A 25,741-nucleotide genomic window follows, 5' to 3' on the forward strand; every position below is an offset into this window, starting at 1 on the left:
CGGCGACCTGCGCGCGGTCCGTATCGTCGGCCCGATGTGGCAGGAGATCAGGACCCGCATCGACGATCGCCTCGGTGACCCGATCTGGTGGAACGACGTGCTCCAGCTGGCCAAGACGGTGCTGGCGGCGGTCGTGGCCTGGGTCGTGGCGGCGAGCCTGCTCGACCTGCCGCAGCCGTTCCTCGCCCCCTGGGCCGCGCTGCTCGTGGTGCACGCGACCGTCTACCGGACCTTCTCCCGCGGCGCCCAGCAGGTCGCCGCGACGGTCGTCGCCGTCCTGCTCGCGACCGCGGTCGGCGAGGTGCTCGGGCCCACCACCGCGTCGATCGCGCTGCTGCTCGTGGTCGCGCTGGTCCTGGGCGCGCTCCCGTGGCTCGGCATCGAGGCGACCACGATCGCGACGACCGGGCTCGTGGTGCTGACGACCGGTTTCGAGGACGACCTGATGCTCGTCTCGCGCCTCGTCGACACGGCCATCGGCGTCGCGGTCGGGCTGGCCGTCAACGTCCTCGTCTGGCCGCCGCTGCGCCGCAGCACGGCGGTGGAGGCGATGGACCGCATCGACGACGCGATCGGCGAGCTGCTCGTCGACATCGCCGGCAGCCTCGGCGACGGCTGCCAGGACGAGGACGTCCGGGCGTGGATCGACCGCACCCGCGAGCTCGACGGCGACGTCGACCGTGCTTGGGGCCTGGTGCGCCAGGCGCAGGAGAGCGCCCGGATGAACCCGCGCCGGTCGGCGCGGTCGCTGCGCGACCCGAAGGAGTGGTTCGAGCTGCTGCGCCGGATGGAGCAGGCCGTCGCCGAGACCCGCAGCCTCGCCCGGACGCTCGGCGGGCAGAGCGCGCACCGGGAGACGTGGGGGGAGCAGTTCGCCGACGCGTGGATCGGCATGCTGGGTGACGCGGGCGCCGCGGTGCGCGCCGCGGACCCGGTCGGGCTCGAGGACGTACGAGAGCGGCTCGCGCGGCTGGCCGAGGACCTGCGCGCGACCGAGCGGTCGGCCGAGTGGCCGGTCTACGGCGCGCTGATCATCAACCTGCGCAACATCGTCGACGCGATGTCGCGGGTCGCTGCGGCGAACCCGCTCGGGGGCACCCGCCTGCCGGTGCGCCTGCCGTCGATGGGGGTCCGAGCCGGCTGATGTCGGTGGTCACCGGCACGATCGCCCGCATGGGCTGGATCGGGGAGCGGGTGCGGGACGCGGCTGCGCGGGACGCCTACGCCGAGGTGGAGGACCTCGCGTCGTGGTCCGACTGGATGTCGCTGGCCGACGCCGCGGCGGGCGCTCCGCGCGAGCCGGGGGTGTACCTGTTCCGTGATCCCGGGACGCAGCGGATCGTGCACGCGGCGGTGGCGGGGGAGCGCGGCGGGACCGGGGTGGTGCCCGGCCTGAGGGGGCGGCTCGCGGCGTTCCGGAGGCCGGCCGGTGCGCTCGGCGGCTTCGGCGAGGCGGCGCTGGACCGCGCGCTGGCCGACCCGGCGTGGGTGCAGGGCCAGCTCGACCGGTTGCGCAGCGACGGACCGCGGCGGGCGCGGGAGTGGGCCGTGGACGCGGTGGCGCGGCTCGCCCCGGAGGTGTCGTGGGCGGTCCGGCCGGAGCGTGCCGACGCGCTCCACCTCGAGCAGCAGGTGCTGCTGGTGCTGGCTCCGTGGGACCTCTGGGTGCGCTGAATGGACGGGGGCTGAGTGTCGGACGGTGTCACTAGCGTGCCGGTGTGACCACCACGGGGATAGTGCCGGTCGAGCCGGCGTCGAAGTCGCGACAGCGGAAGATCGTGGACGTCGTGCGTCGCCTGCTGGTGGGCGTCCTGGTCGTGTGGGGCGGCTGGATGCTGCTGTGGGGTCGCGTGGCGGACGTGTGTCGCGACGAGGTCGCGGACTCGACGGTGGTGCAGGTGTGCGAGCCCATCGGGCTCGCTGATCCGCGCCTGATGTGGGTCGTGCTCGCTGTTCTGCTGCTGCTCCTGCCCGACGTCTCCGAGCTCGAGCTCGCTGGAGTGCTGTCGTTGAAGCGGGCCGTGGCGGAGGTGGAGAGCCAGGCAGAGCAGCTGCGCGGCGAGGTGCAGCAGGCCAGCGCAGCCCTGTCCGCGGTGACGCAGCAGCTCGCCGTGCAATCCACCGCGCAGGGTCAGGGGCAGTCGCAGCAGCTGGTGGTGCAGATGCCATCCGCAGCGCAGGTGGAGAACTTCTTCAACGAGATGGCGTCGAACGACGTCACCGCGCTCACGGTGGAGGAGGAGGTGGGCGGGTACGCGTCCCTGGCGTTCGCGTCCGCCATGACCGGGATGCTCTCCGAGGTGTTCGGGCCGTGGGCCGATCGTGCACACCTCGTGGGCTGGGTGGGGCAGCCGGACGGCACCTTCGACTCGACCTACATCGTCCAGGTCGTGGCCGTCGAGGAGGCGGACCAGGTCGCCACTGCCCTGACGCACCCGGACACCGGGATCGGCCCGTTCCTCATCGACTTTCCGGACGGCGGGTGTGCGATCACTGCAGTCGTCCCGGACCTGTACGGCTCTCGAAGCGGCAAGCCTCTTGGTGCGCTCTCGATCTTCGTCGGTCCACCGGAGCCGGGCGTGACGGACGACCTCGACGCGCTGGCGGCCAATACGGTGGCTGCCGCCGGCGCCTATGGCCTCTTGCTCCAGCGGGTGCTCGGCGAACCGTCTACACTCGAGGCGTCACCATCGAAGGAGCAGCCATGAGCGGCACGACCAGGATCATCACGGTCACGCCCGAGCAGAAGGCGAAGGCCCTGCGAGATGCTGTCCGCAACAGCAAGGTGAAGTTTGTGCGCGCGACCTCCACCCGAGGATCCGCTGCGCAGGGGCCGAAGTCGGCCTGATCCGGCACGCGCCCACGGTGCTGCCGTCCTCACGCCCGAGATGCATCGAGCCCCCGACCTGGACCAGGTCGGGGGCTCGACTGCTTTGGGGTGAGTAACGGGACTCGAACCCGCGACATCCGCCACCACAAGGCGGCGCTCTACCAGCTGAGCTATACCCACCATGTTCTCGCCTGTCGGCGAGGACGACCAGAAGTGTAGGGCACTCAGCCCGCGGATCCCGCATCGACGTCGGTGTCCGGTCCGAGGCCGGTCAGGGTGCCGCCGTGGCGGGCCGCGATGTCGCGCGCGCGGGCGCTGTCGGGGCCGGGCTGCGGGACGAAGACGGCCTCGCGGTAGTAGCGCAGCTCCTCGATGCTCTCCTGGATGTCGGCGAGCGCGCGGTGGTTGCCGCGCTTGGTCGGCGCGGCGAAGTAGGCGCGCGGGTACCAGCGGCGGGAGAGCTCCTTGATCGAGGAGACGTCGACGATGCGGTAGTGGAGGAACGACTCGAGGTCCGGCATGTCGCGGGCGAGGAACGCGCGGTCCGTGGCCACGGTGTTGCCGGCGAGCGGCGGTCGGCTGCCGTCGGGGCACTGCTCCTTGATGTAGGCCAGCACCTGCTCCTCGGCGTCCGCCAGCGTGGTGCCGCCGTCGAGCTCCTCGAGGAGCCCGGACTTCTCGTGCATGTCCCGGACGAACTCGACCATCTGGTCGAGCGCCTCGGCAGGGGGCTTGACGACGATGTCGACACCCTCGCCGAGCACGTTCAGCTCGAAGTCGGTGACGAGGGCCGCCACCTCGATCAGCGCGTCCGCGCCGAGCTCGAGGCCGGTCATCTCGCAGTCGATCCACACCAGTCTGTCGTTCACGACCGGCCACACTACCGAGCCGGCGGTTCCACGGCTCGCGGCGGTCCGGGACGCGTCTCTCAGGCGCGGCTCAGGCTCGTCTCCTAGGGTCGACCCCGTGAAGGACTGGATCGGTCTCCTCGCGCGGCTCGTGACGGGCGGCGTGTGGATCGTGGCGGGCGCCCTCAAGCTGCCCGACCCCAGCGAGAGCGTGCGCGCCGTACGGGCCTACGACCTGCTGCCCGAGGCCGTGGTGCCGACCGTGGGCCACCTGCTCCCGGTGCTGGAGGTCGTCGTCGGCCTGCTGCTCGTGCTCGGCCTGCTCACCCGCCCGGCCGCCGTGGTGTCGTCGCTGCTCTTCGTCGCCTTCATCATCGGCATCTCCGCCGCCTGGGCGCGCGGCCTGCAGATCGACTGCGGCTGCTTCGGTGGCGGCGGCTACGACGCCGACGCCACGTCCAAGTACCCCTGGGAGATCGCCCGCGACGTGGGCCTTCTGGCCCTGTCGGGCTGGCTGGCTGTCCGGCCACGCTCGAGGTGGGCGCTCGACCCCGTGCTGTTCGGCAGCAGCCACGCCACCGACTCTGCCGAGAACGAGAGGAACCCGCATGTCGAAGAACACGCCTGAGCGGCGCGAGGCCCGCAAGCAGAGGGCTGCCGAGGCCTTGCGCCAGAAGCAGGCCGAGGAGCGTCGTCGCCGTCTCGTCGCGATCGGATCGGTCGTCGCGGCGGTGCTCGTCATCGTCGGTGGCCTGACGTGGTGGCAGAGCACACGTGACACGACGGGGGAGACGGCCGACACGGTGCCGTCGGTCGCCTCGGGCAGCGAGTCCGACGGCACCCCCGGCGAGCTGGACGGCTACGGCATCTTCGTGGGCCAGCCGGACGCCCCGACCACGGTGACGGTCTACGAGGACCTGCAGTGCCCGGCGTGCGCCAACCTCGAGGCCCAGCTCGGCGAGCCGCTGGCCGCCGCGGTCGACGCCGGCGACGTGCGCCTGGAGTACCGGATGATCTCGTTCCTCGACCGCTACTCCACCAACGAGTACTCCTCGCGTGCCCTCAACGCCGCGCTCGCCGTGCTCGACACCGCCGGCATCGAGGCGTTTCGCGCCTTCCACGACGACCTCTACGCCAACCAGCCCGAGGAGGGCGGTCCGGGATTCGAGGACGACGAGCTGATCGACCGCGCGGTCGCGGCCGGCGCCACCGAGTCGGAGGTCCGCCCGCAGATCGAGGACAAGGTCTACGAGCAGTGGATCGAGAACGCCACCGACCAGATGTCCAAGGACGGCTACAACAGCACGCCGACGATCCTGATCGACGGCAAGGACGCCGACGCCCAGCAGCTCGCCGAGCTGCTCCAGTAACCCGGTCCGGACCGGGTACACGGGGATTGGTCCGGCCGAGCGTGGCGCTGCCACACTCGGCCGGATGAGCCTCCAGAACTTCATCGCCGGCCTGCCCAAGGCCGAGCTGCACGTGCACCACGTCGGCTCCGCGTCGCCCCGCATCGTCTCCGAGCTCGCCGCCCGGCACCCCGACGCGGGGGTGCCCAGCGACCTCGAGGGGCTGCGCGAGTTCTTCACGTTCCGCGACTTCGCCCACTTCGTGGACGTCTACCTCTCGGTCGTCGACCTGATCCGCACCCCGGAGGACATCCGGCTGCTGACCTACGAGGTCGCCCGCGAGATGGCCGAGGGCCAGAACCTCCGCTACGCCGAGCTCACCTGCACGCCCTACACGTCGGTGATCCGCGGGATCCCGATCCAGGCCTACACCGACGCCATCGAGGACGCCCGCGTGGCGGCCGAGCGCGACTTCGGGCTGGTGCTGCGCTGGATCTACGACATCCCCGGCGAGTCGGGCCTGCCCGCCGCCGACGCGACGCTGGAGTACGCCCTGCAGCACCGCACCGACGCGCTGGTCGGCTTCGGGCTCGGCGGTCCGGAGATCGGCGTGCCGCGCCCGCAGTTCCAGCCGCACTTCGAGGCCGCCCGCGCAGCCGGCCTGCACTCCGTGCCGCACGCCGGTGAGACCACCGGCCCGGAGACGGTGTGGGACTCCCTGCGCCTGCTCGGCGCGGAGCGGATCGGCCACGGGACCTCCAGCGCCCAGGACCCGGACCTCCTCGCACACCTCGCCGACACCGGCGTGGTGCTCGAGGTCTGCCCGACGTCCAACGTCGCCACCCGCGCGGTCGACCGGATCGAGGAGCACCCGCTGCGCGCCTTCGTCGAGGCGGGGGTCACCGTGACGATCAACTCCGACGACCCGCCGATGTTCGCCACGACGCTCAACCACGACTACGAGGTCGCGGCCGGTCTCCTCGACCTCGACGAGCAGGGTGTGGCCGACCTGGCGAAGGCAGCCGTCCACGCGTCCTACGCGGCCGACGACGTGAAGGCGCGGATCACCGGCGAGATCGACGCGTACACCGCCAGCGCCTGAGGGATGCATGCGGCCCCGTCACCTCATACGTGGCGGGGCCTGGGCCCGATCCTCCCGGGTGGCGAGCTGCCGCCCGGGGATCCCGGTCGGCGTGTCGCAGCGCCCCCGGCAGGACTCGAACCTGCAACCCACGGATTAGAAGGCCGTTGCGCTATCCGTTGCGCCACGGGGGCCTGGGTCGAGTATCCCAGCCGCGGACCGACGCGCCGCACCGTCCCCACGCGCGTCGGGTGCCCGACGGGCAGGATGTGCGCGTGAGCGACCGCGGCCCCCTCCCCACGACCGGCCTCACGGCGCTCGGCGGCGGCGACGCCCCGGACCTGCGGACCGCGGTCGACCGGCTGCGCACCCTGGTGTCCGGGGTGCTCGGGGCGGGGGCGGCCCTCGGGCTGGCCGCGTCGGTGGTGGTCGCCCTGTCGGTCCAGCACGCCTTCGACGACGAGCACCCGTGGGCCTGGGCGAGCGTGGTGCTCACGGTCCCGCAGGTCCGCGAGGAGATCACGGGCGAGGTGCTGGGCGACCTCGAGGACGACGCCGGCGCGCCGTTCACGCCGACGGAGCGGGCTGGGCTCCAGCGGGCGCTCGACGACGTGCTCGCCTCGACAGAGCTGCGCCGAGAGCTGGCCGACCTGACCGTGGTCGACGGGCGACTCGACGGCGACCGCGTCATCGACGCCGCCGTCCGCGAGCTCGAGGACCGCGCGGCCGACGCGGCGCCCCGCGAGCGGGAGGTCCTGTCGCAGTACGCCGCCGACCTGCGGGAGGCGACCGAGCGCGAGGGCACCGTCGCCGAGGTCGCGGACGACGGCACCACGATGCGGGACCTGCGCGGTTTCGGCCGCCTCGTCGCCGGCCTGCTGCTGGTGCCCGCGGCCGTGTGCGCCGCCGTCGCGCTGGCGGTCGCCCGCCGTCGCGGACAGACCGCGGTGGCGATCGGGTCCGGAGGGCTGGCGCTGGCAGCGGTCCTGCTGTCGCCGGGCCGCTTCCTGCTCGACCACCTGCCGGGACCGCTCGAGGTGCCCGGCGTCGTGCTGTCCGAGCTCGGCGCTCTGGTCGGCACGGTGTGGCTGTGGGCGCTGGTGCTGCTGGCCGTCGTCCCGCCCGCGCTCTGGTGGGTGCTCGGCTCGGCGCGCGGTGCCCGGAACGCCGACGAGGGCGCCGGGCCCCACTGGGTGCCCTGACGCCCTCGTCGGTGTCAGTCGGTCAGACCGGCGCGCTCACTGGCGGGCGCGCGGGTCGGCCTTGGTGTGCTGGAAGGCGGTGATCCGGTCGCCGACCAGCGGGGAGTACGCACCGGCGGTGCTGTTCCAGGCGAGGCCGAACCACAGCTCGGGCGTCGACAGGATCGACTCGCCGGCCTCGGCGACGGCCTGCGCGGTGTGGCCGTTGTACTCACCGAGCCCGAGGGGCTTGTTCGGGTGGCCGACCGAGTCCATCCAGGAGGCGAGCAGCGGGATGGCGCGGGCCGGCAGCAGGTCGCCGGGGGCCGAGGCCGTGCCGTTCTGGTAGGAGTCGACGGCGACGAACTCCCACTTGTTGAGCAGGGTGGCGTCGGTGAAGGCGGCGAAGTCGCTCACCCGGCGGTCGAGCAGCCAGCCGTTCAGGATCGGGCCGACCGCGATCGACGGGGCGTCGACCTGGTTGAAGAACCGCAGGCTCGCGGCGCGGAACACCGCGGGGTCCATGTCGCCGTTGGGCTCGTGCCAGAAGGTCGCCGTGACGGGAGCGCCGAGGCTGGTGAGCTGCGTGCGCAGCGTGGCCAGCCACGCGTCGTAGGAGCCGTTGGCCAGGGCGGCCGGGTCGGGCACCTTGTAGGAGATGACCGGCATCATGCCGTCGGCGATCGTCTGCCGGATCAGCGAGAGCTGGCTGCTGCCGCTCGACGACAGGTCGGCGAAGATCCGGCGGGCGGTGACGCCCTGGGCGCCGACCTCCTGGATCCGCTGCGGCCAGAGGTTGGCCGGCGCGCTCATGCCGATGACCTTGGGCATCACCGGGGTGGCCGGCGGGAAGGTCGCGGCCGGCTGGGGGCTCGGGGTCGCGGTCGGGGTCGCGGTCGGGGTCGCGGTCGGGGTCGCGGTCGGCGTCGCGGTCGGCGTGGACGTCGGCGTGGACGTCGGCGTGGACGTCGGGGTCACCGTCGGCGTGGACGTCGGGGTCACCGTCGGGGTGGAGGTCGGCGTGGACGTCGGGGTCACCGTCGGCGTGGACGTCGGGGTCACCGTCGGGGTGGACGTCGGCGTGGGCGTCGGCTTCGCGACCGTGTTCACCCGGAGCTGCGGACGGGTGGAGGCGGTCCGCGCCTCGGTCGAGGAGAAGGTGAGCGCCTTCTTGGCCGTCGTCTCGACGCGGATGCTCACGACCTCGCCAGGCGTGAGCTTGGAGGCGTCGAGCGCGATCGACTCGACGGTCCCGGCCACGAGTGCGTCGGACGCGCCGAGCCGGGCGCTGGTGGTGGGCCGCGACGACCAGGTCAGGTTGTTCTCGGTCCAGCCGTTGCCGGCACGGACGACGGTCACGCCCGTCGAGGAGTCGACGGTGGGTCGCAGGCGCAGGGCGACGGAGGCAAGGCTCTCGCCGGCGGCCACGTCCGGGACGGTGAACTTGAGGAAGGCCTGCTGGGTGCGGTTGGTGCGGCCGTCGACCGTGAGGGTCGTGCTCGACCCGTAGTTGGCGCCGGGCGCGGCGGAGCTGACGTAGGTGTCGACCATGGCGTCGATGTCACTGCGCTTGGCGTTGGCGGGGGAGGAGGCGATCGCGACGCCGGCCAGCCCAGTGACGAAGACGAGGGCCGAGGCCGTTCTCGTGAGGGTGTGTGACATTGTGTTGAACTTTCCTGTGGGGGTGCTGGCGACGCGGGGGTTCGTCGCCAGGTGCGCCTCACCGAGGACCTCGCCCGCGGCGGTGCGCGCGGTCCCGAGGGACGCCGGAGCGTCCGGTGGGACCAGGCCTCCGAGCGGCCCGAGGCGGCTCGGAGGAACGGACGAGGTCGGCGTCACCCGATGCAGGGGAAGGTGCAGGGGAGCTCAGCCACGTCCGCTGTGGAGTTGTTCGCGATCAGGGATCACAGTGGACTTATCGGCAAGCCTGCGATCTACCTTCGATCTTTCTTGACAGTAACTTGATGAAAGATCGATGTACCAATCGGCGCGGATCGGGGCCGAACGGCCCTGTTCGCAGAGCGCGCACGGGGGCATGCCACGAACGGCCGGGCGCTGGGAGCGCCCGGCCGTCCGGGTGGTGGAGCAGGTGCGGGTGGGACCCGCGGGTTCGTCAGGCAGACGCCCCCACGGTCTCGCGGGAGGAGGAGTCCGCAACGTCCTCGCGCCACGGCGTACGCCCGCGGGGCGCGTCGTACGTCGCGCGGTCGAGGATGCCCTCGCGCTGGGCGACGATCGTCGGGACCAGCGCCTGTCCGGTCACGTTGACCGCCGTGCGGCCCATGTCGAGGATCGGGTCGATGGCCAGGAGCAGGCCGACGCCCTCGAGGGGCAGGCCGAGCGTGGAGAGCGTGAGGGTCAGCATCACGGTGGCGCCGGTGACCCCGGCGGTGGCGGCGGAGCCGATGACCGAGACGAACGCGATCAGGACGTAGTCGGTGACCGACAGGTCGAGGCCGAAGAACTGGGCCACGAAGATCGCCGAGATCGCCGGGTAGATCGAGGCGCAGCCGTCCATCTTCGTCGTCGCGCCGAGCGGCACGGCGAACGAGGCGTAGGCCCGCGGCACACCGAGGTTGCGCTCGGTCACGCTCTGGGTGAGCGGCATCGTGCCGACCGACGAGCGCGAGACGAACGCCAGCGACATGGCGGGCCATGCCCCGGAGAAGAACTGCCGCACCGAGAGGCCGTTGAGCTTGAGCAGGGTGGGGTAGACCACCAGCAGCACCAGCGCCAGGCCTGCGTAGATCGCGACCGTGAAGGTGCCGAGCGAGCCGAGGGCGTCCCAGCCATAGCTCGCCACGGCGTTGCCGAGCAGGCCGACGGTGGCGACCGGGGCGAGCAGGATGATCCACCACAGCACCTTCTGGACCACGGCGAGCGCGGAGCGGACGAAGGTGAGGAACGGGTCCGCAGCCTCGCCCACCTTGAGCGTGGCGATGCCGACGGCGATCGCGACCACGAGGATCTGCAGGACGTTGAACGACATGGACACGCTGCCGTCGGGGCCGGCGGAGCCCTCCAGGCCCAGCACGTTGGCGGGGACCAGGCCGGTGAGGAAGTCGAGCCACGAGCCGGTCGTCGACGGGGCGGACGCCGCGTCGGAGGCCACGCTGGTGTGGTCGCCGGGGCGGAGCACCAGGCCGAGTGCGATGCCGATGGTGACGGCGATCAGCGCGGTGATCGCGAACCAGGCGAGCGTGCGCCACGCCAGCCGGGCGGCACCGGTCACGTCACGCAGGTTGGCGATGGACGCGACGATCGCGAGGAAGACGAGCGGCGGGACGACTGCCCGGAGCAGGGTGACGAACGTGCCGCCGACCGTGCTGAGCGTCTCGGTGAGCCAGTTCGGGTCGACCTCGCCGGTCGCGGCGTCGACGCCGTCCGCGCCCATCGACCGGGCGACCAGGCCGAGGACCACGCCGAGGACCAGGCCGGTCAGGACCTGGACGCCGAACGAGGGCAGCCGGAGGCGGGAGCGCTTCGCCGGAGCCTCAAATGAAGTATTCATAGTGAAAAGGTAACCTTTCGGATCGGCGCCCGGTCTGACGGGTGCCGGCGGTGCGTGCGGGGAGCTCAGTCGACGGCGGACGAGCGACGACACAGCGCGCTACCGGTGCGCACGAGGTCCACCGCCCGGCGCTGCGTCAGCAGGTCACCGACGGTCGCGGGGGAGGGCAGGACAGGACGCACGACGGGCACAACAGGCGTTCGCCGACGCCTGTTCCGTGGTTCGCCTCACACGTCAGGCGCGGCCTGACTAGGGTTCCGCCCATGTCACTGCGCCCCGTCGCGCGGCTCGTCGCCGCCCTCGTCCCTGCCCTCCTGCTGCTTCCCGTCGCCGCCCATGCCGAGACCGTGACGATCGAGGACGGCGCCGGCGACGCCCGGGCCTACAACTTCGCGGGGGAGTTCGGGACCGAGCCGCCCGCGCGGCCGGCGTTCCTCGACGCACCCGCGGAGACGTCGGTCGACGTCGTCCGCACCGACATCACGCATGCCCGTCGCGTGACGGTGACGCTGCACTTCCGCGACCTCGTCGACCTGGACCAGCACTCGCTCGACATGCGGGTCTTCACCCCGCGCGCCCGCTTCACGGCCCTCGCCTTCGCCGGTGAAGGTCCGGGCCGCGCCATCCTGGTCCCGGACCGCGGCATCGTCCAGCACACCCGGCCCTGCCGGACGGTGCGATCGCGCTACGACCTCGCGGCCGACACGGTCACGGTGTCGTTCCCCGCCGCCTGCATCGACGACCCGCGCTGGCTCCAGGTGGCGATCGTCGCGACCCGGCTCGACGTCACTCCCCTCGGCGACGGATCGGTGAACCTCGCCGGATTCGCGGACGACGCGTTCCGGGCCCACGTCAGCGAGCGCAGCCGCGCCAAGAGCCCGCGGATCCACCGCGGCTGACCCGCGACCGCACGCACGACCGGAGACCCGATGACCCGCCACCTCGGCCGCACGCTGCTGCCCGCCCTGCTGTCCGCCACCGTCCTGCTCGGTGCGCCGGCCCACGCCGAGCGCGTGGTCACCGAGGACCTGTCCGGAGACGCCGAGGCATGGGTCGCCGAGCAGGAGTTCCAGTTCGTCCCGGCACCGCAGGAGGCGTCGGTCGACGTCGTGCGGACGGTCGCCTCCTTCGGCGAGCGTCGCCTGCGGGTCCGGGTCCACTTCAGGGACCTCGAGGTGCGGGCTCGCCACTCCGTCTCGTTGCTGGTCCGCACCCCGCGCAGCAGCTTCCTGGCCGCTGCGGAGCGCCGCTCCGCGCGGGCCACGACGACCAGGTTCCAGCGCCGCGGGATCGGTCCGGCCCCCTGCGGTGGACTCCGGGCCGACCACGACGGCCGTGCCGACGTGGTGACCGTGTCCGTGCCGGCCCGGTGCATCGGCGACCCGCGCTGGGTGCGGTTGGGCGCGACCGTCACCGCCACTCCGCGGACGGACCCGGACAACCCGAGCACCGTCTTCTACTTCGCCGATGATGCCCACGGCGACACGTTCGACGACGAGGCCCTCGCCCTTGGTCCGCGCATCCACCGCGGCTGACCCGCGATCCCACCCCTCGGAACCCCTGGAGACCGGAACCCGATGACCCGCCACCTCGGCCGCACGCTGCTGCCTGTCCTGCTGTCCGCGACCGTCCTGCTCGCTGCGCCGGCGCACGCCGAGCGGGTGTCGGTCGACGACGTCGCCGGTGACGTCGTGGAGATCCCCGGCGATGCCGGGCCGTCCGACACCGAGCTGGTCGTCCCGGCGCCCGACGAGACGACCGTCGACGTCGTGCGGACCGTGGTCGACCACCGCCGCGCGGCGGTGCGGGTGACGGTGTCGGTCCGTGACCTGCAGCGCCGGTACTTCTCCCAGCAGGTGGTCGGGCTGGTCCGCACGCCGCGGACCACGTGGACCGTGACGGCCGAGCGCACCAACGGCCAGGTGGTCTCCCAGCTCTACGGCCGGCGCTCGGCGCCCGCCTGCCCGGGCCTGCGGACCACGCTCGACCGGTCCACGGACGCGATCGTCCTCCGCGTGCCGACCCGGTGCATCGGCGACCCGGCCTGGGTGCAGGTCGGGCTCGCCCTGGTCGGGATCGACGTCGTGCACGACCCGGCCACCGGCGACGCCGGCACGGTCCACGTCGACGAGGCCGGCACCGACGGCTACGCCGACGGTCCGATCGTCCTCGGGCCGCGCGTGCACCGCGGCTGAACCCGCTCCGTCCCGCCCGCCACCCGCACCACAGATCGGACCCCTCGCGTGCTCCTCCACCTGCCTGCCCGCCTCCTCGGCGCACTCCTGTCCGCCGGGCTCCTGCTCGCTGCCGCGGGCCCGGCCCACGCGGAGCGGGTGGTCGTCCGCGACGCCTCCCACGATGTGGTCACCCTCGACCTGGAGGCGTCGGAGGCAGCCAGCCACGACGTCGTCGTGCCGGCCAGCGGCGAGGCCACGACCGACATCACGCGGGTCGTGGTCGACCACGGCGACGACGCCCTCCGGGTGGTGGTGCACGTCCGGTCGTTGCGCGACGCGTACTACGACCTGACGATGCTGCAGCTGCGCTCGCAGCAGCGACTGTGGGGCGTCACGGTGCAGCGCTCCGGCGACCAGACCTGGACCGCCCTCAGCCGTGGCCACCGTGAGTCCTCGCGCACGTGCGGGGGACTGGTCACCGAGGTCGGCCAGGACCGCCTCGCGATCACCGTCCCCACGACGTGCCTCGAGGACCCCCGGTGGGTCCGCGTCGGCGTCGCCCGGTTCACCGGCCGGATCCCCGGCGGCTCCGGGACGGAGGACGACGCGGTGATCGCCTGGGACGAGGCCGGCGTGACCGGCTTCGAGGACGACATCCTCGAGGTCCGCGGACCGAAGATCCACCGCGGCTGACCCACGCGACCGGTCAGCGCGACAGCAGCACCATCACCTCGTAGTGGGTGGTGTGCGGGAACATGTCCAGCACCCGCGCCTCCACCGGTCGCAGCGACGGCATGAGCGCGAGGTCGCGCGCCAGTGACTCGGCGTTGCACGAGGAGTAGACGACGTGCCGCACGCCTGAGGTCTCCAGCCACCCGGCGAGGTCCGCGCCGATCCCGCGCCGTGGCGGGTTGACCACGACCAGGTCCGGCGCAGCCGGTTGGTCGAGCGCCCAGGTCGTCGCGTCGGCGGCGACGAAGCGGGCCGGTACGCCGAGGTCGGCCGCCGTGGCGGTCGCCGCCGCGATCGCCTCGGGGGAGACCTCCACGCCGACCACGTCGCGCCCCGTCGCCGCGAGGTGCAGCGCGAAGCCGCCGACGCCGCAGTAGAGGTCCCACGCGGACCGGACGCCGTCGAGCGTCCCGACCCACGCGCGCGCCTGGTCGTAGAGCGCCTCGGCGACGAGCGTGTTGGTCTGGAAGAACGAGCGGGGGCCCAGACGCAGCGTGACGCCGGTGGCCAGACGCATCGGCAGCGTGGCCTCGTCGGTGAGCACGACCTCCCGCTCGCCCTCGAGCACGGCCTTGTGCTCCGGCTGCACGTTGATCGACACGACCCGGAGGGCCGGGAGCGCCTCGAGAAGCGCCGCAAGCCGCGACCGCACCCGGGCCTCCAGTGCGGTCGACCGCATCACCAGCCGCAGCATCAGCTCGCCGTCGGGCGACTCGGTCAGCAGCACGTGCTTGAGCTCGCCCGCCCGCGCGCGTACGTCGTAGGGCGTCAGCGCGGCCGCCGCGACCCACTCCGCCACCTGCTCGAGCGCGGTCCGCAGGCCGGCGGAGTGCAGGCCGCAGTCGCGCAGGTCGACCCCGACGAGGTCGCGGTCGAGGATCCCGAGGGTCGGTGCCTCGGCGGTGCCGCCGACGACCATCTTGGCCTTGTTGCGGAAGCCGGCGTCGCTGCCGGCGACGGTCGGCAGCCACACGGGTGCGTCGACCAGCGCGCGGGCGTGCGCCTCCTTGTCACCGAGCTGTCGCGTGCGCGGCACCGGCAGGAGGGTGCACGAGCGGCACCGGTGGGCGTCGAAGTGGTGGCAGCGCAGGTCGCCGTCGACGACCGTCAGGCTGGAGCCCGGGGCCGGGTCAGCCACCGATGCGGGACCCCATCCACTCCTCGACGTCGGCCGACGTGCGGGGGAGCGAGGCCGAGAGGTTCCGGTTGCCGTCGGCGGTGACGAGGATGTCGTCCTCGATCCGGATGCCGATGCCGCGCAGCTCCTCGGGGACGAGCAGGTCGTCCTCCTGGAAGTAGAGCCCCGGCTCGACCGTCAGCACCATGCCCTCGGCCAGGTCGCCCTTGGGGTAGATGTCGACCGACGAGCGACCACAGTCGTGGACGTCCATGCCGAGCATGTGCGACGTGCCGTGCAGGGTCCAGCGTGCGTAGACCTTCGACTCCGGGTCGAGCGCCTCGTCGGCGGAGACCGGCAGCAGCCCCATGCCCTCGAGCCCGTGGGCCAGCACGGCCATGGCGGCGTTGTGGGCGGCGAGGAACGCCGCGCCCGGGCGCACGGCGTCGATGCCGGCCTGCTGCGCCTGCTGGACGAGGTCGTAGAGCTCGCGCTGCAGCGGCGTGAACCGGCCGTCGACCGGCAGGGTGCGGGTGACGTCGGCGGTGTAGAGGTTGTGGCCCTCCACGCCCATGTCGAGCAGGACCAGCTTGCCGGGCTCGATCGCGCCGGTGTTGTCGATCCAGTGCAGCGTGGTGGCGTGCGAGCCGCCCGCGCAGATCGAGTCGTAGCCGATGTCGTTGCCCATCGCGCGGGCGCGACGGAAGAAGGTGCCCTCGATCCAGCGCTCGCCGAACTCGCGCACCCGGTCCCACTCGCGCACCGAGTCCTCGAAGCCGAGCGTGGTGATGTCGCACGCCTCCTGGAGCTCGCCGACCTCCCACTCGTCCTTGACCAGGCGCAGCTCGTCGGCGACCCGCGCGAGGTCCTCGTCGCGGGTGAGGTCGCGGGTCTTGCGGTCGTCGTCGAAGGACGGCAGGTCCTTCACGTGGCGCACCTCGATGCCGAGCGAGTCGGAGATCTCCTGGGCCGACGGGCGGCGCCCGGCCCACAGCTCGCCGTACTGGCGGTCGCGGAAGAACTCGTCGGTGTCGCGCTCGGAGCGGGGGCGGGCGTAGAGCACCGCCTCGCCGTCGTCGATGACCAGCACGGCGTCGGAGGTCTGGTTGCCGGTGAAGTACGTGTGGGCCGTGTCCGGCCGGAACCGGTAGTCGGTGTCGTTGGAGCGCACCTTGAAGGTGCCGGCGGGCAGCACCAGGCGCTCGCCCGGGAACGCCTCGGCGAGCCGCGCGCGGCGAGCGGCCGCCCAGTCGGCGACCGGGTGGCGGGGCAGGTCGAGGTCGCGGTTGCCCCAGCCCTCGCGCATGAACGCGGCGTACGCAGCGGGGACGGCGGGGTCGTGGGACTCGGTCTTGGGCTCGGCGCCCGCCGTGTCGGCCGCGGTGGCTCCGGCGGCGGTCTCGGCAGGGGTCTCGGCAGTCGGCTCGCTCACGCGGTCACTGTACGCCGACGGGTGCGCCGATCGCGGGGGCGTCGGCCCTGCTCCGTTAGGGTCGGGCCATGCACCGGGCCCGCCGCGACAGTGTCGCCTTCACCATCCTGGTGGGGGCGCTCGTGCTGCTCGGCGGGCTGGCGATGGCCGTCGTGGTCGGGCTCTCCGGCGCACCCGGCTCGCTGGCGCTCGCGGCCGTGCTGGCGGCGGTGCCGGTGGGGCCCCTCGTGGGCTGCTTCATGTGGCTCGACCGCTACGAGCCGGAGCCCCGGAGCCTGCTCGTCGCGGGCCTGCTGTGGGGTGCGTTCGTGGCGACGGCCGCGGCCCTCGTCTTCCAGGGCATCGGGATCGCCGGCGGCACCAGCGAGCGCGACAGCCTCGCGGTGGTCGCGCCGGTCACCGAGGAGGCGACCAAGGGCGCGTTCCTGCTGCTCCTGCTGTGGTGGCGGCGCCACGAGCTCGACGGCGTGCTCGACGGCATCGTCTACGCCGGCATGGTGGGCATCGGCTTCGCCTTCACCGAGAACATCCTCTACCTCGCGGCCGCCTACGACGGGACCGACGGTCTCGGCCCGGGCGGCACGACGGCGCTCACCGTCACCTTCGTCCTGCGCTGCCTGATCAGCCCGTTCGCGCACCCGTTCTTCACCGCCTTCATCGGCATCGGCGTCGGCCTGGCGATCGCCTCGCGGCGCACGTGGGTGCGCCTGCTCGCGCCGGTCGCCGGCTTCGCCGCCGCCGCGGGCCTGCACTCGGCGTGGAACACCTCGACGCTGTCCGGCACCGGCCACTTCTTCGTCGTCTACGGCACGCTGATGCTGCCGGCGTTCGTCGCGGTCGTCGCGTTCGCGGTCTACCGGCGCCGCTCCGAGCGCCCACTGCTCGCCGCCGCGCTGCAGGACGCCGCCGACCGCGGCCTGCTGCCGGCCACCGACATCCCGTGGCTGGTCGACCTGCGCGCCCGGCGCGGCGCCCGGCGCTGGGCACGGCACCAGGGCGGCCCCCAGGCCGAGCGTGCGATGCGCGCCTACCAGGCCGCAGCGGTCGAGCTCGGCTACCTCCACCACCGCTACCTCCGCGGCACGGCCCCCTCCGACTTCGCCGTCCGGGGCCAGGAGCACGTCGTGGAGCTGCGGACCATCCGCCCCTACATCTCCTTCCCCGGACAGGTGGTACCGACGCGATGACCGAGAACGACCCGGACCAGGTGCCCACCGCGCGGCGGGTGCCCGACACCACCACCGCGATGGTGACCGCGCTGGTGCGGCTGCGCGGGTCGCTCCAGGACGCCCGGCTGCCGCTCGACCTGCCCGGCGCGGAGGAGCAGCGCGCTGCCCGCACGGAGATGGTCGACCAGCTCGAGGACTACGTCATCCCGCGCCTGATGACCCTCGACGCCCCGCTGCTGGCCGTCGTCGGCGGCTCGACCGGCGCGGGCAAGTCCACCCTGGTCAACTCGCTCGTCGGCACCCGCGTCACCATCCCGGGCGTGCTGCGCCCGACCACGCGCTCGCCCGTCCTGGTCCACCACCCCGACGACGCGAAGTGGTTCGGCCAGGACCGGCTGCTCCCCGAGCTCGAGCGGGTCGACCGGCAGACCAACGACCCGGAGGCGCTCCAGCTGGTCGCGTCCCCGGCGATGACGCCCGGGCTCGCGATCCTCGACGCCCCGGACATCGACTCGGTGGAGGAGCGCAACAGGGTGCTCGCCGCCCAGCTCCTCGCCGCTGCCGACCTGTGGCTCTTCGTGACCTCCGCGGCGCGCTACGCCGACCAGGTCCCGTGGGAGTTCCTGCGCAAGGCGGCCGAGCGTTCCGCCGCGGTCGCGATCGTGCTCGACCGGACCCCTCCCGAGGCCGTCGACACCGTCGCCGCCCACCTCGCGCGGATGTTGGCCAGCCGCGGGCTCAAGGACTCGCCGCTGTTCACCGTGCACGAGGGCCAGGTCTCCGACATGGGCCTGCTGCCGTCGTCCGACGTCGCCGAGATCCGGTCCTGGCTCCAGGCGCTCGCCGACGACCAGGAGGCGCGCTCCGCGGTCGTGCAGCAGACCCTCGACGGCGCCGTGCGCACGCTCGCACGGCGTACGCACTCGGTCGCGGACGCCGCGACGGAGCAGACCGACGCAGTGCGCCGCCTGCGCGAGGACGCCAACGAGGCCTACGACCGTGCGGTGTCAGCGATCACCGAGGCGTCCGCGGACGGCACGCTGCTGCGCGGCGAGGTGCTCGCCCGATGGCAGGAGTTCGTCGGCACCGGCGAGCTGCTCCGGTCGCTGGAGACCCGCGTCGGGTGGATCCGCGACCGGGTCGTCAACGCGGTCAAGGGCAAGCCGCAGCAGGCCGAGCGCGTGACGGTCGCCGTGGAGTCGGGGCTCGAGACGCTGGTCCTCGAGCACGCCGAGGCGGCCGCCGAGCGGGCCGAGGCGTCGTGGCGCTCGACCGCCGCCGGTCAGGCGCTGCTCGCCGACGCGGGGGAGGACCTCGGCCGCGCGTCGCGCGACTTCCGCCGCCGGGCCGAGCGCGCCGTGCGCGACTGGCAGGGCGACGTGCTGGAGATGGTCCGCACCGAGGGTGCGGACAAGCGGTCGACCGCGCGATTCCTCGCCTTCGGCGTCAACGGGCTGTCCGTCGCGCTGATGGTGGTCGTGTTCGCCCACACCGCCGGCGTCACCGGCGCCGAGGCGGGCATCGCCGGCGGCTCGGCGGTGCTCGGCCAGAAGCTGCTGGAGGCCGTGTTCGGCGACCAGGCGGTGCGCTCGCTGGCCGAGCGGGCGCGGCAGCAGCTGGAGGCATCGGTGACCGACCTGCTCGACGCCGAGCGCCGTCGCTACACCGACCTCCTCGACAGCCTGGAGGTGCAGCCGGAGGCGCCGGAGCGGATGCGGTCGGCGGCCCGCAAGGTCGACGACCTGCGCTATGCCGCAACCCACACCCCCTCGGGTTCGGACACGGGCGGCGACGCCCCCTAGGGTTGAGGGAAAGCAAAGTCCGCCGGGTGCAGTGAGGGAGTCATGACGTCGTTGCTCGAAGGGGCCAAGAAGCTGGTCACCAGGAGCTCGGACGTCGGTGCCCGCGTCGAGGGCCTCGAGCGCGCCGCCGCCGCGGCACGCGGTCGCGTCGACGACGCGGTCGTCGACGAGGCACAGGCGGTGGCCGACCGCGCCGCCAGCCGGCTGCGACTCTCCGCCGACCACACGGTGGTCGCCCTGGCCGGAGCGACCGGGTCCGGCAAGTCCTCCACCTTCAACGCCCTCACCCAGCTCGAGCTGTCCGCGGTCGGCGTCCGCCGCCCCACGACCTCCTGGGCCACCGCCTGCGTGTGGGGCAAGGAGGGCGCCGAGGAGCTGCTGGAGTGGCTCGGCATCCCCGCCCGCCACCAGGTCACCCGCGACTCCATGCTGTCCAAGGCCGACGAGGACGCCGAGATGCGGGGCGTGGTCCTGCTCGACCTGCCCGACCACGACTCCACCGAGGTCTCGCACCACCTCGAGGTCGAGCGGCTGGTCCAGCTCGCCGACCTGATGGTCTGGGTGCTCGACCCGCAGAAGTACGCCGACGCCGCGATCCACGACCGCTTCCTCAAGCCCCTCGCCGGGCACCGCGACGTGATGCTGGTGGTGCTCAACCACATCGACACCGTCCCGGAGGACCGCCGCCCGACCATGGTCGAGGACGTACGCCGGCTGCTGGAGGCCGACGGCCTCGCCGGCGTGCCGGTCGTGCCGGTGAGCGCGCGCAACGGCTGGGGCGTCGACGAGCTCCGCGCGATGATCGTCAAGCGGGTGGCGGAGAAGAAGGTCACCCGCTCGCGCCTCGAGGCCGACGTCCGCACCGCGGCCGAACGGCTCCAGGAGGCCGTCGGCACCGGCACGCCGCCGAAGCTGTCCGCGGAGCGCGTCGCCGCGCTCGACGACGCGCTCAGCGAGGCCGCCGGGGTGCCGACGGTCGTCCGCGCGGTCGCCGACTCCACCCGCCTGCGGGCCAACCGCGCGACCGGCTGGCCCGTGACCGCGTGGTTCTCGCGGCTCAAGCCCGACCCGCTGAAGCGCCTCCACCTCGACCTCGGGTCCGCCGGCAAGGAGCTCACCGGCGCCGCGCGCACGTCGGTGCCGAAGGCGACCGGCGTCCAGCGCGCCCGGGTCGACACCGAGGTGCGGGCCCTGGCCGACCAGGTCGGCGAGGGGATGGCACCGTCGTGGGCCAACGCCGTGCGTGCGGCCTCCGTCTCGCGCCTGCCCGACCTCACCGACCGCCTCGACCGTGCGGTCGCGACGACCGACCTCGGCGCCGACCGGATCCCGGTCTGGGCCGGGCTCGTGCGGGTCCTGCAGTACGTCCTGATCGTCTCCGCGATCGTGGGAGCCGGCTGGCTGGCCATGCTCTCCCTGGGGTCCTACGCCCGCCTGCCCGAGCCGCCGACACCCGACGTCGGGGCCTTCCCGCTGCCGACGCTGCTGCTGGTCGGCGGCATCGTGCTCGGCCTGCTGCTCGCCCTGGTGTGCCGCTGGCTGGTCGCGCTGACCGCCCGCTCGCGGGCCCGCGCCGCCGACAAGCGGCTGCGCGACGCGATCTCGGCCGTCTCCGACGAGGTGGTGGTCGCGCCGGTGCGGGCCGAGCTCGCCTCCTACGCCGAGGTGCGCGAGGCGCTGGCCGCCGCGCTGCGCTGACGCGGACCGCGATCCGTCCACAGGCGCGGCCCAGGACGACCCGTCCACAGGTCGACCGCCCGTCGGTCGGCTCCTGTCGGCGATCCCGTCCAGCCTTGTCTCGTCGCGGCGGTCCGGCCGTCGCCGAGGAGAGGAGACTGCACATGTACGAGCCCGAGGTCACCCTGACCGGACTGGTCGGCGGGGACGTCCACCTGCACGAGCTGTCCGAGGGTCGCTGCGTGGCGTCGTTCCGCGTCGCCTGCACGCCGTCGCTGCTGCGTGACGGCGCGTGGGTCCGCGGCACCACGTCGTGGCACACCGTCAAGGTCTGGAACCGGCTCGCCCGCCACGTCGCCGCGTCGGTCCGCCGCGGCGAGCCGGTCATCGTCCACGGTCGGCTCGTGGCCGACGTGTGGGAGCGCGACGGCACGCCGCGGACCTCCTTCGAGGTGGTCGCCAGCGCCGTCGGCCACGACCTGACGCAGGGCACGACGAGCCTGGTGCGACCGGAGCGGGTCGAGGCGGAGCCGCAGGCGGCGGGCGAGCCGCGGGCTGCCTAGGTGCGATTGTCGGTGCGGGCGCGCCGCACCGTAGGCTCGCCCGCATGGCTGAGTACGTCTTCACGCTGCGCAACGTGCGCAAGGCCCACGGTGACAAGGTCGTCCTCGACAACGTCACCCTCTCGTTCCTCCACGGCGCCAAGATCGGCGTCGTCGGACCCAACGGCACGGGCAAGTCCTCGCTGCTCAAGATCATGGCGCAGCTCGACCACGCCAACAACGGCGACGCGATCCTCGACCCCGAGGCCACGGTCGGCATGCTCCAGCAGGAGCCGCCGCTCACCGAGGGCAAGACCGTCCTGGAGAACGTCGAGGAGGCGGTCGGCGACCTGAAGGCGAAGATGAAGCGCCTCGAGGACGCCTACATGGAGATGGGCGACCCCGACGCCGACCAGGACGCCCTCATGGCCGAGACCGGCGACCTCCAGACCGAGCTCGACAACGCCGGTGCCTGGGACCTCGACAGCCGCCTCGACCAGGCCATGGACGCGCTGCGCTGCCCGCCGCCGGACGCGATCGTCGACAACCTCTCCGGTGGTGAGCGCCGCCGCGTGGCGCTGTGCAAGCTGCTGCTCCAGCAGCCCGACCTGCTGCTCCTCGACGAGCCCACCAACCACCTCGACGCCGAGTCGGTCCAGTGGCTCGAGGGCCACCTCGCGTCCTACCCCGGCGCCGTCCTGGCCGTCACCCACGACCGGTACTTCCTCGACAACGTCGCGCAGTGGATCCTCGAGCTCGACCGCGGCAAGGCGCACCCCTACGAGGGCAACTACTCCACCTACCTCGAGACCAAGAAGGACCGGCTCAAGGTCGAGGGGCAGAAGGACGCCAAGCGCGCCAAGATGCTCGAGAAGGAGCTGGAGTGGGTGCGCTCCAACCCCAAGGCCCGCCAGGCCAAGAGCAAGTCGCGTCTGGCGCGCTACGAGGAGATGGCGGCCGAGGCCGACCGGATGCGCAAGATCGACACCTCGGAGATCAACATCCCGGCGGGCCCCCGTCTCGGCGACATCGTGCTCGAGGCCGACGACCTGACCAAGGGCTTCGAGGGCCGCACCCTCATGCACGACCTGTCCTTCAAGCTGCCCCGCGCCGGCATCGTCGGCGTGATCGGTCCCAACGGCGTCGGCAAGACCACGCTCTTCCGGATGATCACCGGGTCGGAGGAGCCGGACGACGGCACGCTCACGGTCGGCCAGACGGTCAAGCTGTCCTACGTCGACCAGAGCCGCGGCGGCATCGACCCGGAGAAGAACGTCTGGGAGGTCGTCTCCGACGGCCTGGACTTCATCAAGGTCGCCAACTTCGAGATGAACAGCCGCGCCTACGTCGCCTCGTTCGGCTTCAAGGGTCCCGACCAGCAGAAGAAGGCCGGCGTGCTGTCCGGCGGTGAGCGCAACCGCCTCAACCTCGCGCTGACGCTGAAGATGGGCGGCAACCTGCTGCTCCTCGACGAGCCCACCAACGACCTCGACGTCGAGACCCTGTCCTCGCTGGAGGACGCGCTGCTCGACTTCCCGGGCTGTGCCGTGGTCACCTCCCACGACCGGTGGTTCCTCGACCGCGTCGCGACCCACATCCTGGCGTGGGAGGGCGACGAGGAGGACCCCGCCAAGTGGTTCTGGTTCGAGGGCAACTTCGCGTCCTACGAGGAGAACAAGATCGAGCGGCTCGGCATCGAGGCCGCCCGCCCGCACCGCGTCACGCACCGCCGCCTGACCCGCGACTGACCAGCGCCTCGCTGGTCGAGGAGGGACGAAGTCCGGTCCGGCCGTTGGTCGAGGAGGGACGAAGTCCCGTCACGAGACCCCTCAGCCGGGTCTCGTGACGGTCGCTGCGCGACCTCCTCGACCAGCGATCCGTCAGCGGATCTCGGACTCCGGGTGCCGGGCGACGAGGTGGTCGGCGACCGCGTCGAAGACCCGGCCGACCGCCGCGAAGTCCTCGGCCGGCACCAGGTCCACGACGTTGCGCCGCACGCTCTCGACGTGGCAGGGCGCGGCACGGACCAGCAGGTCGTAGCCGGCCTCGGTCATCGTCGCGACGACCCCGCGTCCGTCCTCCGGGGTGGTGCCGCGGGTGACGTAGCCGGCGCCCTCCATCCGGGCGACGGTGTGGGTCACCCGGCTGCGCGAGTGGGCCATCGCGTCGGCCAGCTGGGCCATCCGCATCGCCCGCCCGGGACGCTCGGAGAGCCGGACGAGGACCTCGTACTCGGTCAGCGACATCCCGAACTCGCGGCTCAGGTCGTCGTCGAGGCGCTCCATCAGGAGCGTCATCCCCATCATCAGCGCGCGCCACGAGCGCTGCTGACCGTTGTCGAGCCAGCGCGCCTCCCCCTCAGTGGTCATGGGGAGAGCCTAGTGTCAGGACATCCGCTCGAGGATCAGCGCCATGCCCTGGCCGCCGCCGACGCACATCGTGATGAGGCCGGTGGACTTGTCGTGCCAGTCGAGGCTGTTGAGCATCGTGTTCTGCAGGCGGGCGCCGGTCATGCCGAAGGGGTGGCCGACGGCGATCGCGCCGCCGTTGACGTTGAGCCGGTCGAGGTCGATGCCGAGGTCCTGGTAGGACGGCACCACCTGCGCGGCGAAGGCCTCGTTGATCTCGACGAGGTCGATGTCGTCGATGCTCATGCCGGCGTGCTTCAGCGCGTTGCGGGTCGCCTCGACCGGGCCGAGGCCCATGATCTCCGGCGACAGGCCCGAGACGCCGGTGGAGACGATGCGGGCGAGCGGCGTGAGGCCGAGCTCGGCGGCGCGGGTGTCGGACATGACCACCACCGCAGCTGCGCCGTCGTTGAGCGCGCAGCAGTTGCCGGCGGTGACGACGCCGTCGGGGCGGAAGACCGGGTCGAGGCCGGCGATGGCGTCGTACGTCACGCCCGCGCGCGGGCCGTCGTCCTTGGTCACGACGGTGCCGTCGGGGGTGGTGACCGGGGTGATCTCGCGCTCCCAGAACCCGTCGGCGATGGCCTTCTCGGCGAGGTTCTGCGAGCGGACGGCGAACTCGTCGAGCTCCTTGCGGTCCAGCCCGCGCAGCCGGGCGACGTTCTCGGCGGTCTGGCCCATGGCGATGTAGATGTCGGGCAGCTGGCCGTCCTCGCGGGGGTCGTGCCAGTCCTGGCCGCCCTGGGCGAGCTCGTCGGTGCGGGCGCCCGCCGCCTCGAAGAGCGGGTTGCGGGTGCCGGGGAGGTGGTCGGAGGTGCCCTTGGCGAAGCGGGAGACCGTCTCGACGCCGGCGGAGACGAACACGTCGCCCTCGCCGGCCTTGATCGCGTGGAACGCCATGCGCGTGGTCTGCACCGACGACGAGCAGTAGCGCGTCACGGTGGCACCGGGGACCTCGAGGCCCATCAGCGTCGTCACCACGCGCGCCATGTTGTTGCCGGACTCGCCGCCCGGGAGGCCGCAGCCGAGGAGCAGGTCCTCGATCGTGGTGGGGTCGAGGGCGGGGATCTTGTCGAGCGCGGCCTGCACGACCAGGGCGGTCAGGTCGTCGGGGCGGAAGTCCTTCAGCGAGCCCTTGTTGGCGCGGCCGATGGGGGAGCGCGCTGCGGAAACGATCACTGCCTCGGGCATGGAGAACTCCGGTTACTGGTCGGTTGCTCGGTCTCCCGGCACCCTAGTCCGCGCGGCGAGCGCGAGGAACGCGGCCCGGTGTGGCCGACGTCACGCCTCGGGGGTCTCGCCGCCGAAGGCTGCGAGCAGCTGCTCGACGCTGTCGTCGACGAACGCCCGCCGGTGCGACGCCGGCTGCAGGAGCGAGGCCAGGAGCACTCCGTCGAGCGCGGCCACCAGGGTCTCGGCGGACGCCGTGCCCGCCTTGCCGGCCTCGGCCATCACGGCGTCCACGGTGCGGACCAGGTCGGCGCGCCACTCCGCGAACCGCTCGGCCAGCCCGGGGTCGCGGATCGCGGCGACGCTCAGCTCGAGGCGCGCGGCGAGCAGGTCGGGCTGGTCCAGCCACCGGGAGAACAGCTGGGAGACCTCGGCCACCGCACGCTCGTGCTCGCCCGGGCAGGACGCGAGCCGGGCGCCCAGCGCCTCGACGTCCGCGGCGAGCCGGTCGGCGACGAAGTCGCCCAGGGCGTTGACGAGCGCCTCGCGGGTGCGGAAGTACGACGACGAGCTGCCCTCGGGGAGCCCGGCCTCGCGGTCCACCGCGCGGTGCGTCAGCCCGCGGTTGCCCTGCCGGGCCAGCACGGTCGTGGCCGCGGCCAGGATCTCGCGGCGACGTGGCGTCAGCCGTTCGTGGGCGGGACTCATCGGCTCC

26 protein-coding genes and 2 tRNA genes are annotated in these 25,741 nt (G+C 72.9%); 17 read left to right on the forward strand and 11 right to left on the reverse strand.

From position 1 onward, the window contains the following. Positions 1-34 precede the first annotated feature (34 nt). From KDN32_RS05375 to KDN32_RS05390, 4 genes are read left to right on the forward strand one after another with little or no spacing between them, the layout of a single operon-like run. A complete protein-coding gene (locus KDN32_RS05375) occupies positions 35-1,144 on the forward strand; it encodes an aromatic acid exporter family protein (RefSeq protein ID WP_211731041.1) in 1,110 nt (369 codons plus the stop codon). Then, positions 1,144-1,674 carry a hypothetical protein gene (locus KDN32_RS05380; RefSeq protein WP_211731042.1) on the forward strand — a complete coding sequence of 177 codons (531 nt, stop codon included), beginning with the start codon at positions 1,144-1,146 and terminating at the stop codon, positions 1,672-1,674. The genes KDN32_RS05375 and KDN32_RS05380 overlap by 1 nt, the downstream gene beginning before the upstream one ends. Before the next feature lie 44 nt (positions 1,675-1,718). Next, positions 1,719-2,708 (forward strand): hypothetical protein, encoded by a 990-nt coding sequence (locus KDN32_RS05385; protein WP_211731043.1) that lies wholly within the window; start codon positions 1,719-1,721, stop codon positions 2,706-2,708. Continuing rightward, positions 2,705-2,848, forward strand: a complete 144-nt coding sequence (locus tag KDN32_RS05390) for a hypothetical protein (RefSeq protein WP_211731044.1) — start codon at positions 2,705-2,707, stop codon at positions 2,846-2,848. Before KDN32_RS05385 ends, KDN32_RS05390 begins: the two co-directional genes overlap by 4 nt. Before the next feature lie 86 nt (positions 2,849-2,934). Here KDN32_RS05390 and KDN32_RS05395 read toward each other — a convergent pair. Together KDN32_RS05395 and orn are read right to left on the reverse strand one after the other, a co-directional pair. Continuing rightward, positions 2,935-3,010 (reverse strand) — tRNA-His (locus KDN32_RS05395). A gap of 44 nt (positions 3,011-3,054) precedes the next feature. After that, complete coding sequence (orn, locus tag KDN32_RS05400; RefSeq protein ID WP_211731045.1) at positions 3,055-3,699, reverse strand: oligoribonuclease; 645 nt, start codon at positions 3,697-3,699, stop codon at positions 3,055-3,057. Between the two features lie 97 nt (positions 3,700-3,796). Here orn and KDN32_RS05405 point away from each other — a divergent pair, with 97 nt between their 5' ends. The 3 genes from KDN32_RS05405 to KDN32_RS05415 all read left to right on the forward strand — a co-directional run bounded on the left by KDN32_RS05405 (position 3,797) and on the right by KDN32_RS05415 (position 6,129). Continuing rightward, entirely contained in the window at positions 3,797-4,306 is a 510-nt protein-coding gene (locus tag KDN32_RS05405; protein ID WP_211731046.1) for a MauE/DoxX family redox-associated membrane protein, read from the forward strand. Then, a complete protein-coding gene (locus tag KDN32_RS05410) occupies positions 4,287-5,048 on the forward strand; it encodes a DsbA family protein (RefSeq protein WP_211731047.1) in 762 nt (253 codons plus the stop codon). The genes KDN32_RS05405 and KDN32_RS05410 overlap by 20 nt, the downstream gene beginning before the upstream one ends. Before the next feature lie 64 nt (positions 5,049-5,112). Next, complete coding sequence (locus tag KDN32_RS05415; protein ID WP_211731048.1) at positions 5,113-6,129, forward strand: adenosine deaminase; 1,017 nt, start codon at positions 5,113-5,115, stop codon at positions 6,127-6,129. A 100-nt stretch (positions 6,130-6,229) separates the two neighbouring features. On the opposite strand, the gene KDN32_RS05420 is transcribed toward KDN32_RS05415, so the two are convergent. Continuing rightward, a tRNA-Arg gene (locus tag KDN32_RS05420) sits at positions 6,230-6,302 on the reverse strand. 81 nt (positions 6,303-6,383) lie between these two features. On the opposite strand from KDN32_RS05420, the gene KDN32_RS05425 reads away from it, so the two are divergent. Next, positions 6,384-7,310, forward strand: coding sequence for a hypothetical protein (locus tag KDN32_RS05425; protein WP_211731049.1), 927 nt, complete (start codon positions 6,384-6,386; stop codon positions 7,308-7,310). A gap of 36 nt (positions 7,311-7,346) precedes the next feature. Here KDN32_RS05425 and KDN32_RS22800 read toward each other — a convergent pair whose 3' ends face one another. The 3 genes from KDN32_RS22800 to KDN32_RS23505 form a co-directional block, all read right to left on the reverse strand. Next, a complete protein-coding gene (locus KDN32_RS22800) occupies positions 7,347-8,951 on the reverse strand; it encodes a CBM96 family carbohydrate-binding protein (RefSeq protein WP_211731050.1) in 1,605 nt (534 codons plus the stop codon). A 451-nt stretch (positions 8,952-9,402) separates the two neighbouring features. Next, a complete protein-coding gene (locus KDN32_RS05435) occupies positions 9,403-10,800 on the reverse strand; it encodes a dicarboxylate/amino acid:cation symporter (protein ID WP_211731051.1) in 1,398 nt (465 codons plus the stop codon). 65 nt (positions 10,801-10,865) lie between these two features. After that, entirely contained in the window at positions 10,866-10,991 is a 126-nt protein-coding gene (locus KDN32_RS23505; RefSeq protein WP_372446471.1) for a putative leader peptide, read from the reverse strand. 72 nt (positions 10,992-11,063) lie between these two features. Between KDN32_RS23505 and KDN32_RS05440 the strand changes: the two genes are divergently transcribed. The 4 genes from KDN32_RS05440 to KDN32_RS05455 are packed head-to-tail and all read left to right on the forward strand — an operon-like array spanning position 11,064 to position 13,670. Continuing rightward, positions 11,064-11,699: a hypothetical protein gene (locus KDN32_RS05440; protein WP_211731052.1), complete on the forward strand. Its 636-nt coding sequence runs from the start codon at positions 11,064-11,066 to the stop codon at positions 11,697-11,699. A 30-nt stretch (positions 11,700-11,729) separates the two neighbouring features. Beyond that, entirely contained in the window at positions 11,730-12,335 is a 606-nt protein-coding gene (locus tag KDN32_RS05445; RefSeq protein ID WP_211731053.1) for a hypothetical protein, read from the forward strand. Between the two features lie 42 nt (positions 12,336-12,377). After that, entirely contained in the window at positions 12,378-12,995 is a 618-nt protein-coding gene (locus tag KDN32_RS05450; RefSeq protein WP_211731054.1) for a hypothetical protein, read from the forward strand. 48 nt (positions 12,996-13,043) lie between these two features. Continuing rightward, on the forward strand, positions 13,044-13,670 hold the full coding sequence (locus KDN32_RS05455) for a hypothetical protein (protein ID WP_211731055.1): 627 nt from the start codon (positions 13,044-13,046) through the stop codon (positions 13,668-13,670). 13 nt (positions 13,671-13,683) lie between these two features. Here KDN32_RS05455 and rlmC read toward each other — a convergent pair whose 3' ends face one another. Further along, positions 13,684-14,847, reverse strand: coding sequence for a 23S rRNA (uracil(747)-C(5))-methyltransferase RlmC (gene rlmC, locus KDN32_RS05460; protein WP_307853744.1), 1,164 nt, complete (start codon positions 14,845-14,847; stop codon positions 13,684-13,686). Then, positions 14,840-16,258, reverse strand: coding sequence for an aminopeptidase P family protein (locus KDN32_RS05465; RefSeq protein ID WP_307853745.1), 1,419 nt, complete (start codon positions 16,256-16,258; stop codon positions 14,840-14,842). The genes rlmC and KDN32_RS05465 overlap by 8 nt, the downstream gene beginning before the upstream one ends. Before the next feature lie 68 nt (positions 16,259-16,326). On the opposite strand from KDN32_RS05465, the gene KDN32_RS05470 reads away from it, so the two are divergent. From KDN32_RS05470 to ettA, 5 genes are all read left to right on the forward strand, one after another. Next, complete coding sequence (locus KDN32_RS05470; RefSeq protein ID WP_211731056.1) at positions 16,327-17,445, forward strand: PrsW family intramembrane metalloprotease; 1,119 nt, start codon at positions 16,327-16,329, stop codon at positions 17,443-17,445. Then, complete coding sequence (locus tag KDN32_RS05475) at positions 17,442-19,229, forward strand: dynamin family protein (RefSeq protein WP_249216364.1); 1,788 nt, start codon at positions 17,442-17,444, stop codon at positions 19,227-19,229. Before KDN32_RS05470 ends, KDN32_RS05475 begins: the two co-directional genes overlap by 4 nt. Positions 19,230-19,271: 42 nt before the next feature. Beyond that, positions 19,272-20,927, forward strand: coding sequence for a YfjP family GTPase (locus KDN32_RS05480; RefSeq protein WP_211731057.1), 1,656 nt, complete (start codon positions 19,272-19,274; stop codon positions 20,925-20,927). Between the two features lie 143 nt (positions 20,928-21,070). Further along, positions 21,071-21,469 (forward strand): single-stranded DNA-binding protein, encoded by a 399-nt coding sequence (locus KDN32_RS05485; protein ID WP_211731058.1) that lies wholly within the window; start codon positions 21,071-21,073, stop codon positions 21,467-21,469. 44 nt (positions 21,470-21,513) lie between these two features. Continuing rightward, entirely contained in the window at positions 21,514-23,196 is a 1,683-nt protein-coding gene (ettA, locus tag KDN32_RS05490; RefSeq protein ID WP_211731059.1) for an energy-dependent translational throttle protein EttA, read from the forward strand. A gap of 132 nt (positions 23,197-23,328) precedes the next feature. Here the strand turns inward: ettA and KDN32_RS05495 are convergent, their stop codons facing one another. The 3 genes from KDN32_RS05495 to KDN32_RS05505 all read right to left on the reverse strand — a co-directional run bounded on the left by KDN32_RS05495 (position 23,329) and on the right by KDN32_RS05505 (position 25,734). Continuing rightward, positions 23,329-23,817 carry a MarR family winged helix-turn-helix transcriptional regulator gene (locus KDN32_RS05495; protein WP_211731060.1) on the reverse strand — a complete coding sequence of 163 codons (489 nt, stop codon included), beginning with the start codon at positions 23,815-23,817 and terminating at the stop codon, positions 23,329-23,331. A gap of 15 nt (positions 23,818-23,832) precedes the next feature. Further along, positions 23,833-25,047, reverse strand: coding sequence for an acetyl-CoA C-acetyltransferase (locus KDN32_RS05500; RefSeq protein ID WP_211731061.1), 1,215 nt, complete (start codon positions 25,045-25,047; stop codon positions 23,833-23,835). Between the two features lie 90 nt (positions 25,048-25,137). Further along, a complete protein-coding gene (locus tag KDN32_RS05505) occupies positions 25,138-25,734 on the reverse strand; it encodes a TetR/AcrR family transcriptional regulator (RefSeq protein ID WP_211731062.1) in 597 nt (198 codons plus the stop codon). Between the last annotated feature and the right edge of the window lie 7 nt (positions 25,735-25,741).

The sequence above is a fragment of the Nocardioides palaemonis genome (genome assembly GCF_018275325.1).
GTDB lineage: Bacteria > Actinomycetota > Actinomycetes > Propionibacteriales > Nocardioidaceae > Nocardioides > Nocardioides palaemonis.

Excerpts from the sequence above, each read along its gene's own strand:
- KDN32_RS05375 (WP_211731041.1), top strand. The coding sequence starts at position 35 with ATGTGGCAGGAGATCAGGACCCGCATCGACGATCGCCTCGGTGACCCG.
- KDN32_RS05380 (WP_211731042.1), top strand. The coding sequence starts at position 1,144 with ATGTCGGTGGTCACCGGCACGATCGCCCGCATGGGCTGGATCGGGGAG.
- KDN32_RS05390 (WP_211731044.1), top strand. The coding sequence starts at position 2,705 with ATGAGCGGCACGACCAGGATCATCACGGTCACGCCCGAGCAGAAGGCG.
- KDN32_RS05410 (WP_211731047.1), top strand. The coding sequence starts at position 4,287 with ATGTCGAAGAACACGCCTGAGCGGCGCGAGGCCCGCAAGCAGAGGGCT.
- KDN32_RS05415 (WP_211731048.1), top strand. The coding sequence starts at position 5,113 with ATGAGCCTCCAGAACTTCATCGCCGGCCTGCCCAAGGCCGAGCTGCAC.
- KDN32_RS22800 (WP_211731050.1), bottom strand. The coding sequence starts at position 8,951 with ATGTCACACACCCTCACGAGAACGGCCTCGGCCCTCGTCTTCGTCACT.
- KDN32_RS05435 (WP_211731051.1), bottom strand. The coding sequence starts at position 10,800 with ATGAATACTTCATTTGAGGCTCCGGCGAAGCGCTCCCGCCTCCGGCTG.
- KDN32_RS05440 (WP_211731052.1), top strand. The coding sequence starts at position 11,064 with ATGTCACTGCGCCCCGTCGCGCGGCTCGTCGCCGCCCTCGTCCCTGCC.
- KDN32_RS05445 (WP_211731053.1), top strand. The coding sequence starts at position 11,730 with ATGACCCGCCACCTCGGCCGCACGCTGCTGCCCGCCCTGCTGTCCGCC.
- KDN32_RS05450 (WP_211731054.1), top strand. The coding sequence starts at position 12,378 with ATGACCCGCCACCTCGGCCGCACGCTGCTGCCTGTCCTGCTGTCCGCG.
- KDN32_RS05470 (WP_211731056.1), top strand. The coding sequence starts at position 16,327 with ATGCACCGGGCCCGCCGCGACAGTGTCGCCTTCACCATCCTGGTGGGG.
- KDN32_RS05475 (WP_249216364.1), top strand. The coding sequence starts at position 17,442 with ATGACCGAGAACGACCCGGACCAGGTGCCCACCGCGCGGCGGGTGCCC.
- KDN32_RS05480 (WP_211731057.1), top strand. The coding sequence starts at position 19,272 with ATGACGTCGTTGCTCGAAGGGGCCAAGAAGCTGGTCACCAGGAGCTCG.
- KDN32_RS05485 (WP_211731058.1), top strand. The coding sequence starts at position 21,071 with ATGTACGAGCCCGAGGTCACCCTGACCGGACTGGTCGGCGGGGACGTC.
- ettA (WP_211731059.1), top strand. The coding sequence starts at position 21,514 with ATGGCTGAGTACGTCTTCACGCTGCGCAACGTGCGCAAGGCCCACGGT.
- KDN32_RS05495 (WP_211731060.1), bottom strand. The coding sequence starts at position 23,817 with ATGACCACTGAGGGGGAGGCGCGCTGGCTCGACAACGGTCAGCAGCGC.
- KDN32_RS05500 (WP_211731061.1), bottom strand. The coding sequence starts at position 25,047 with ATGCCCGAGGCAGTGATCGTTTCCGCAGCGCGCTCCCCCATCGGCCGC.
- KDN32_RS05505 (WP_211731062.1), bottom strand. The coding sequence starts at position 25,734 with ATGAGTCCCGCCCACGAACGGCTGACGCCACGTCGCCGCGAGATCCTG.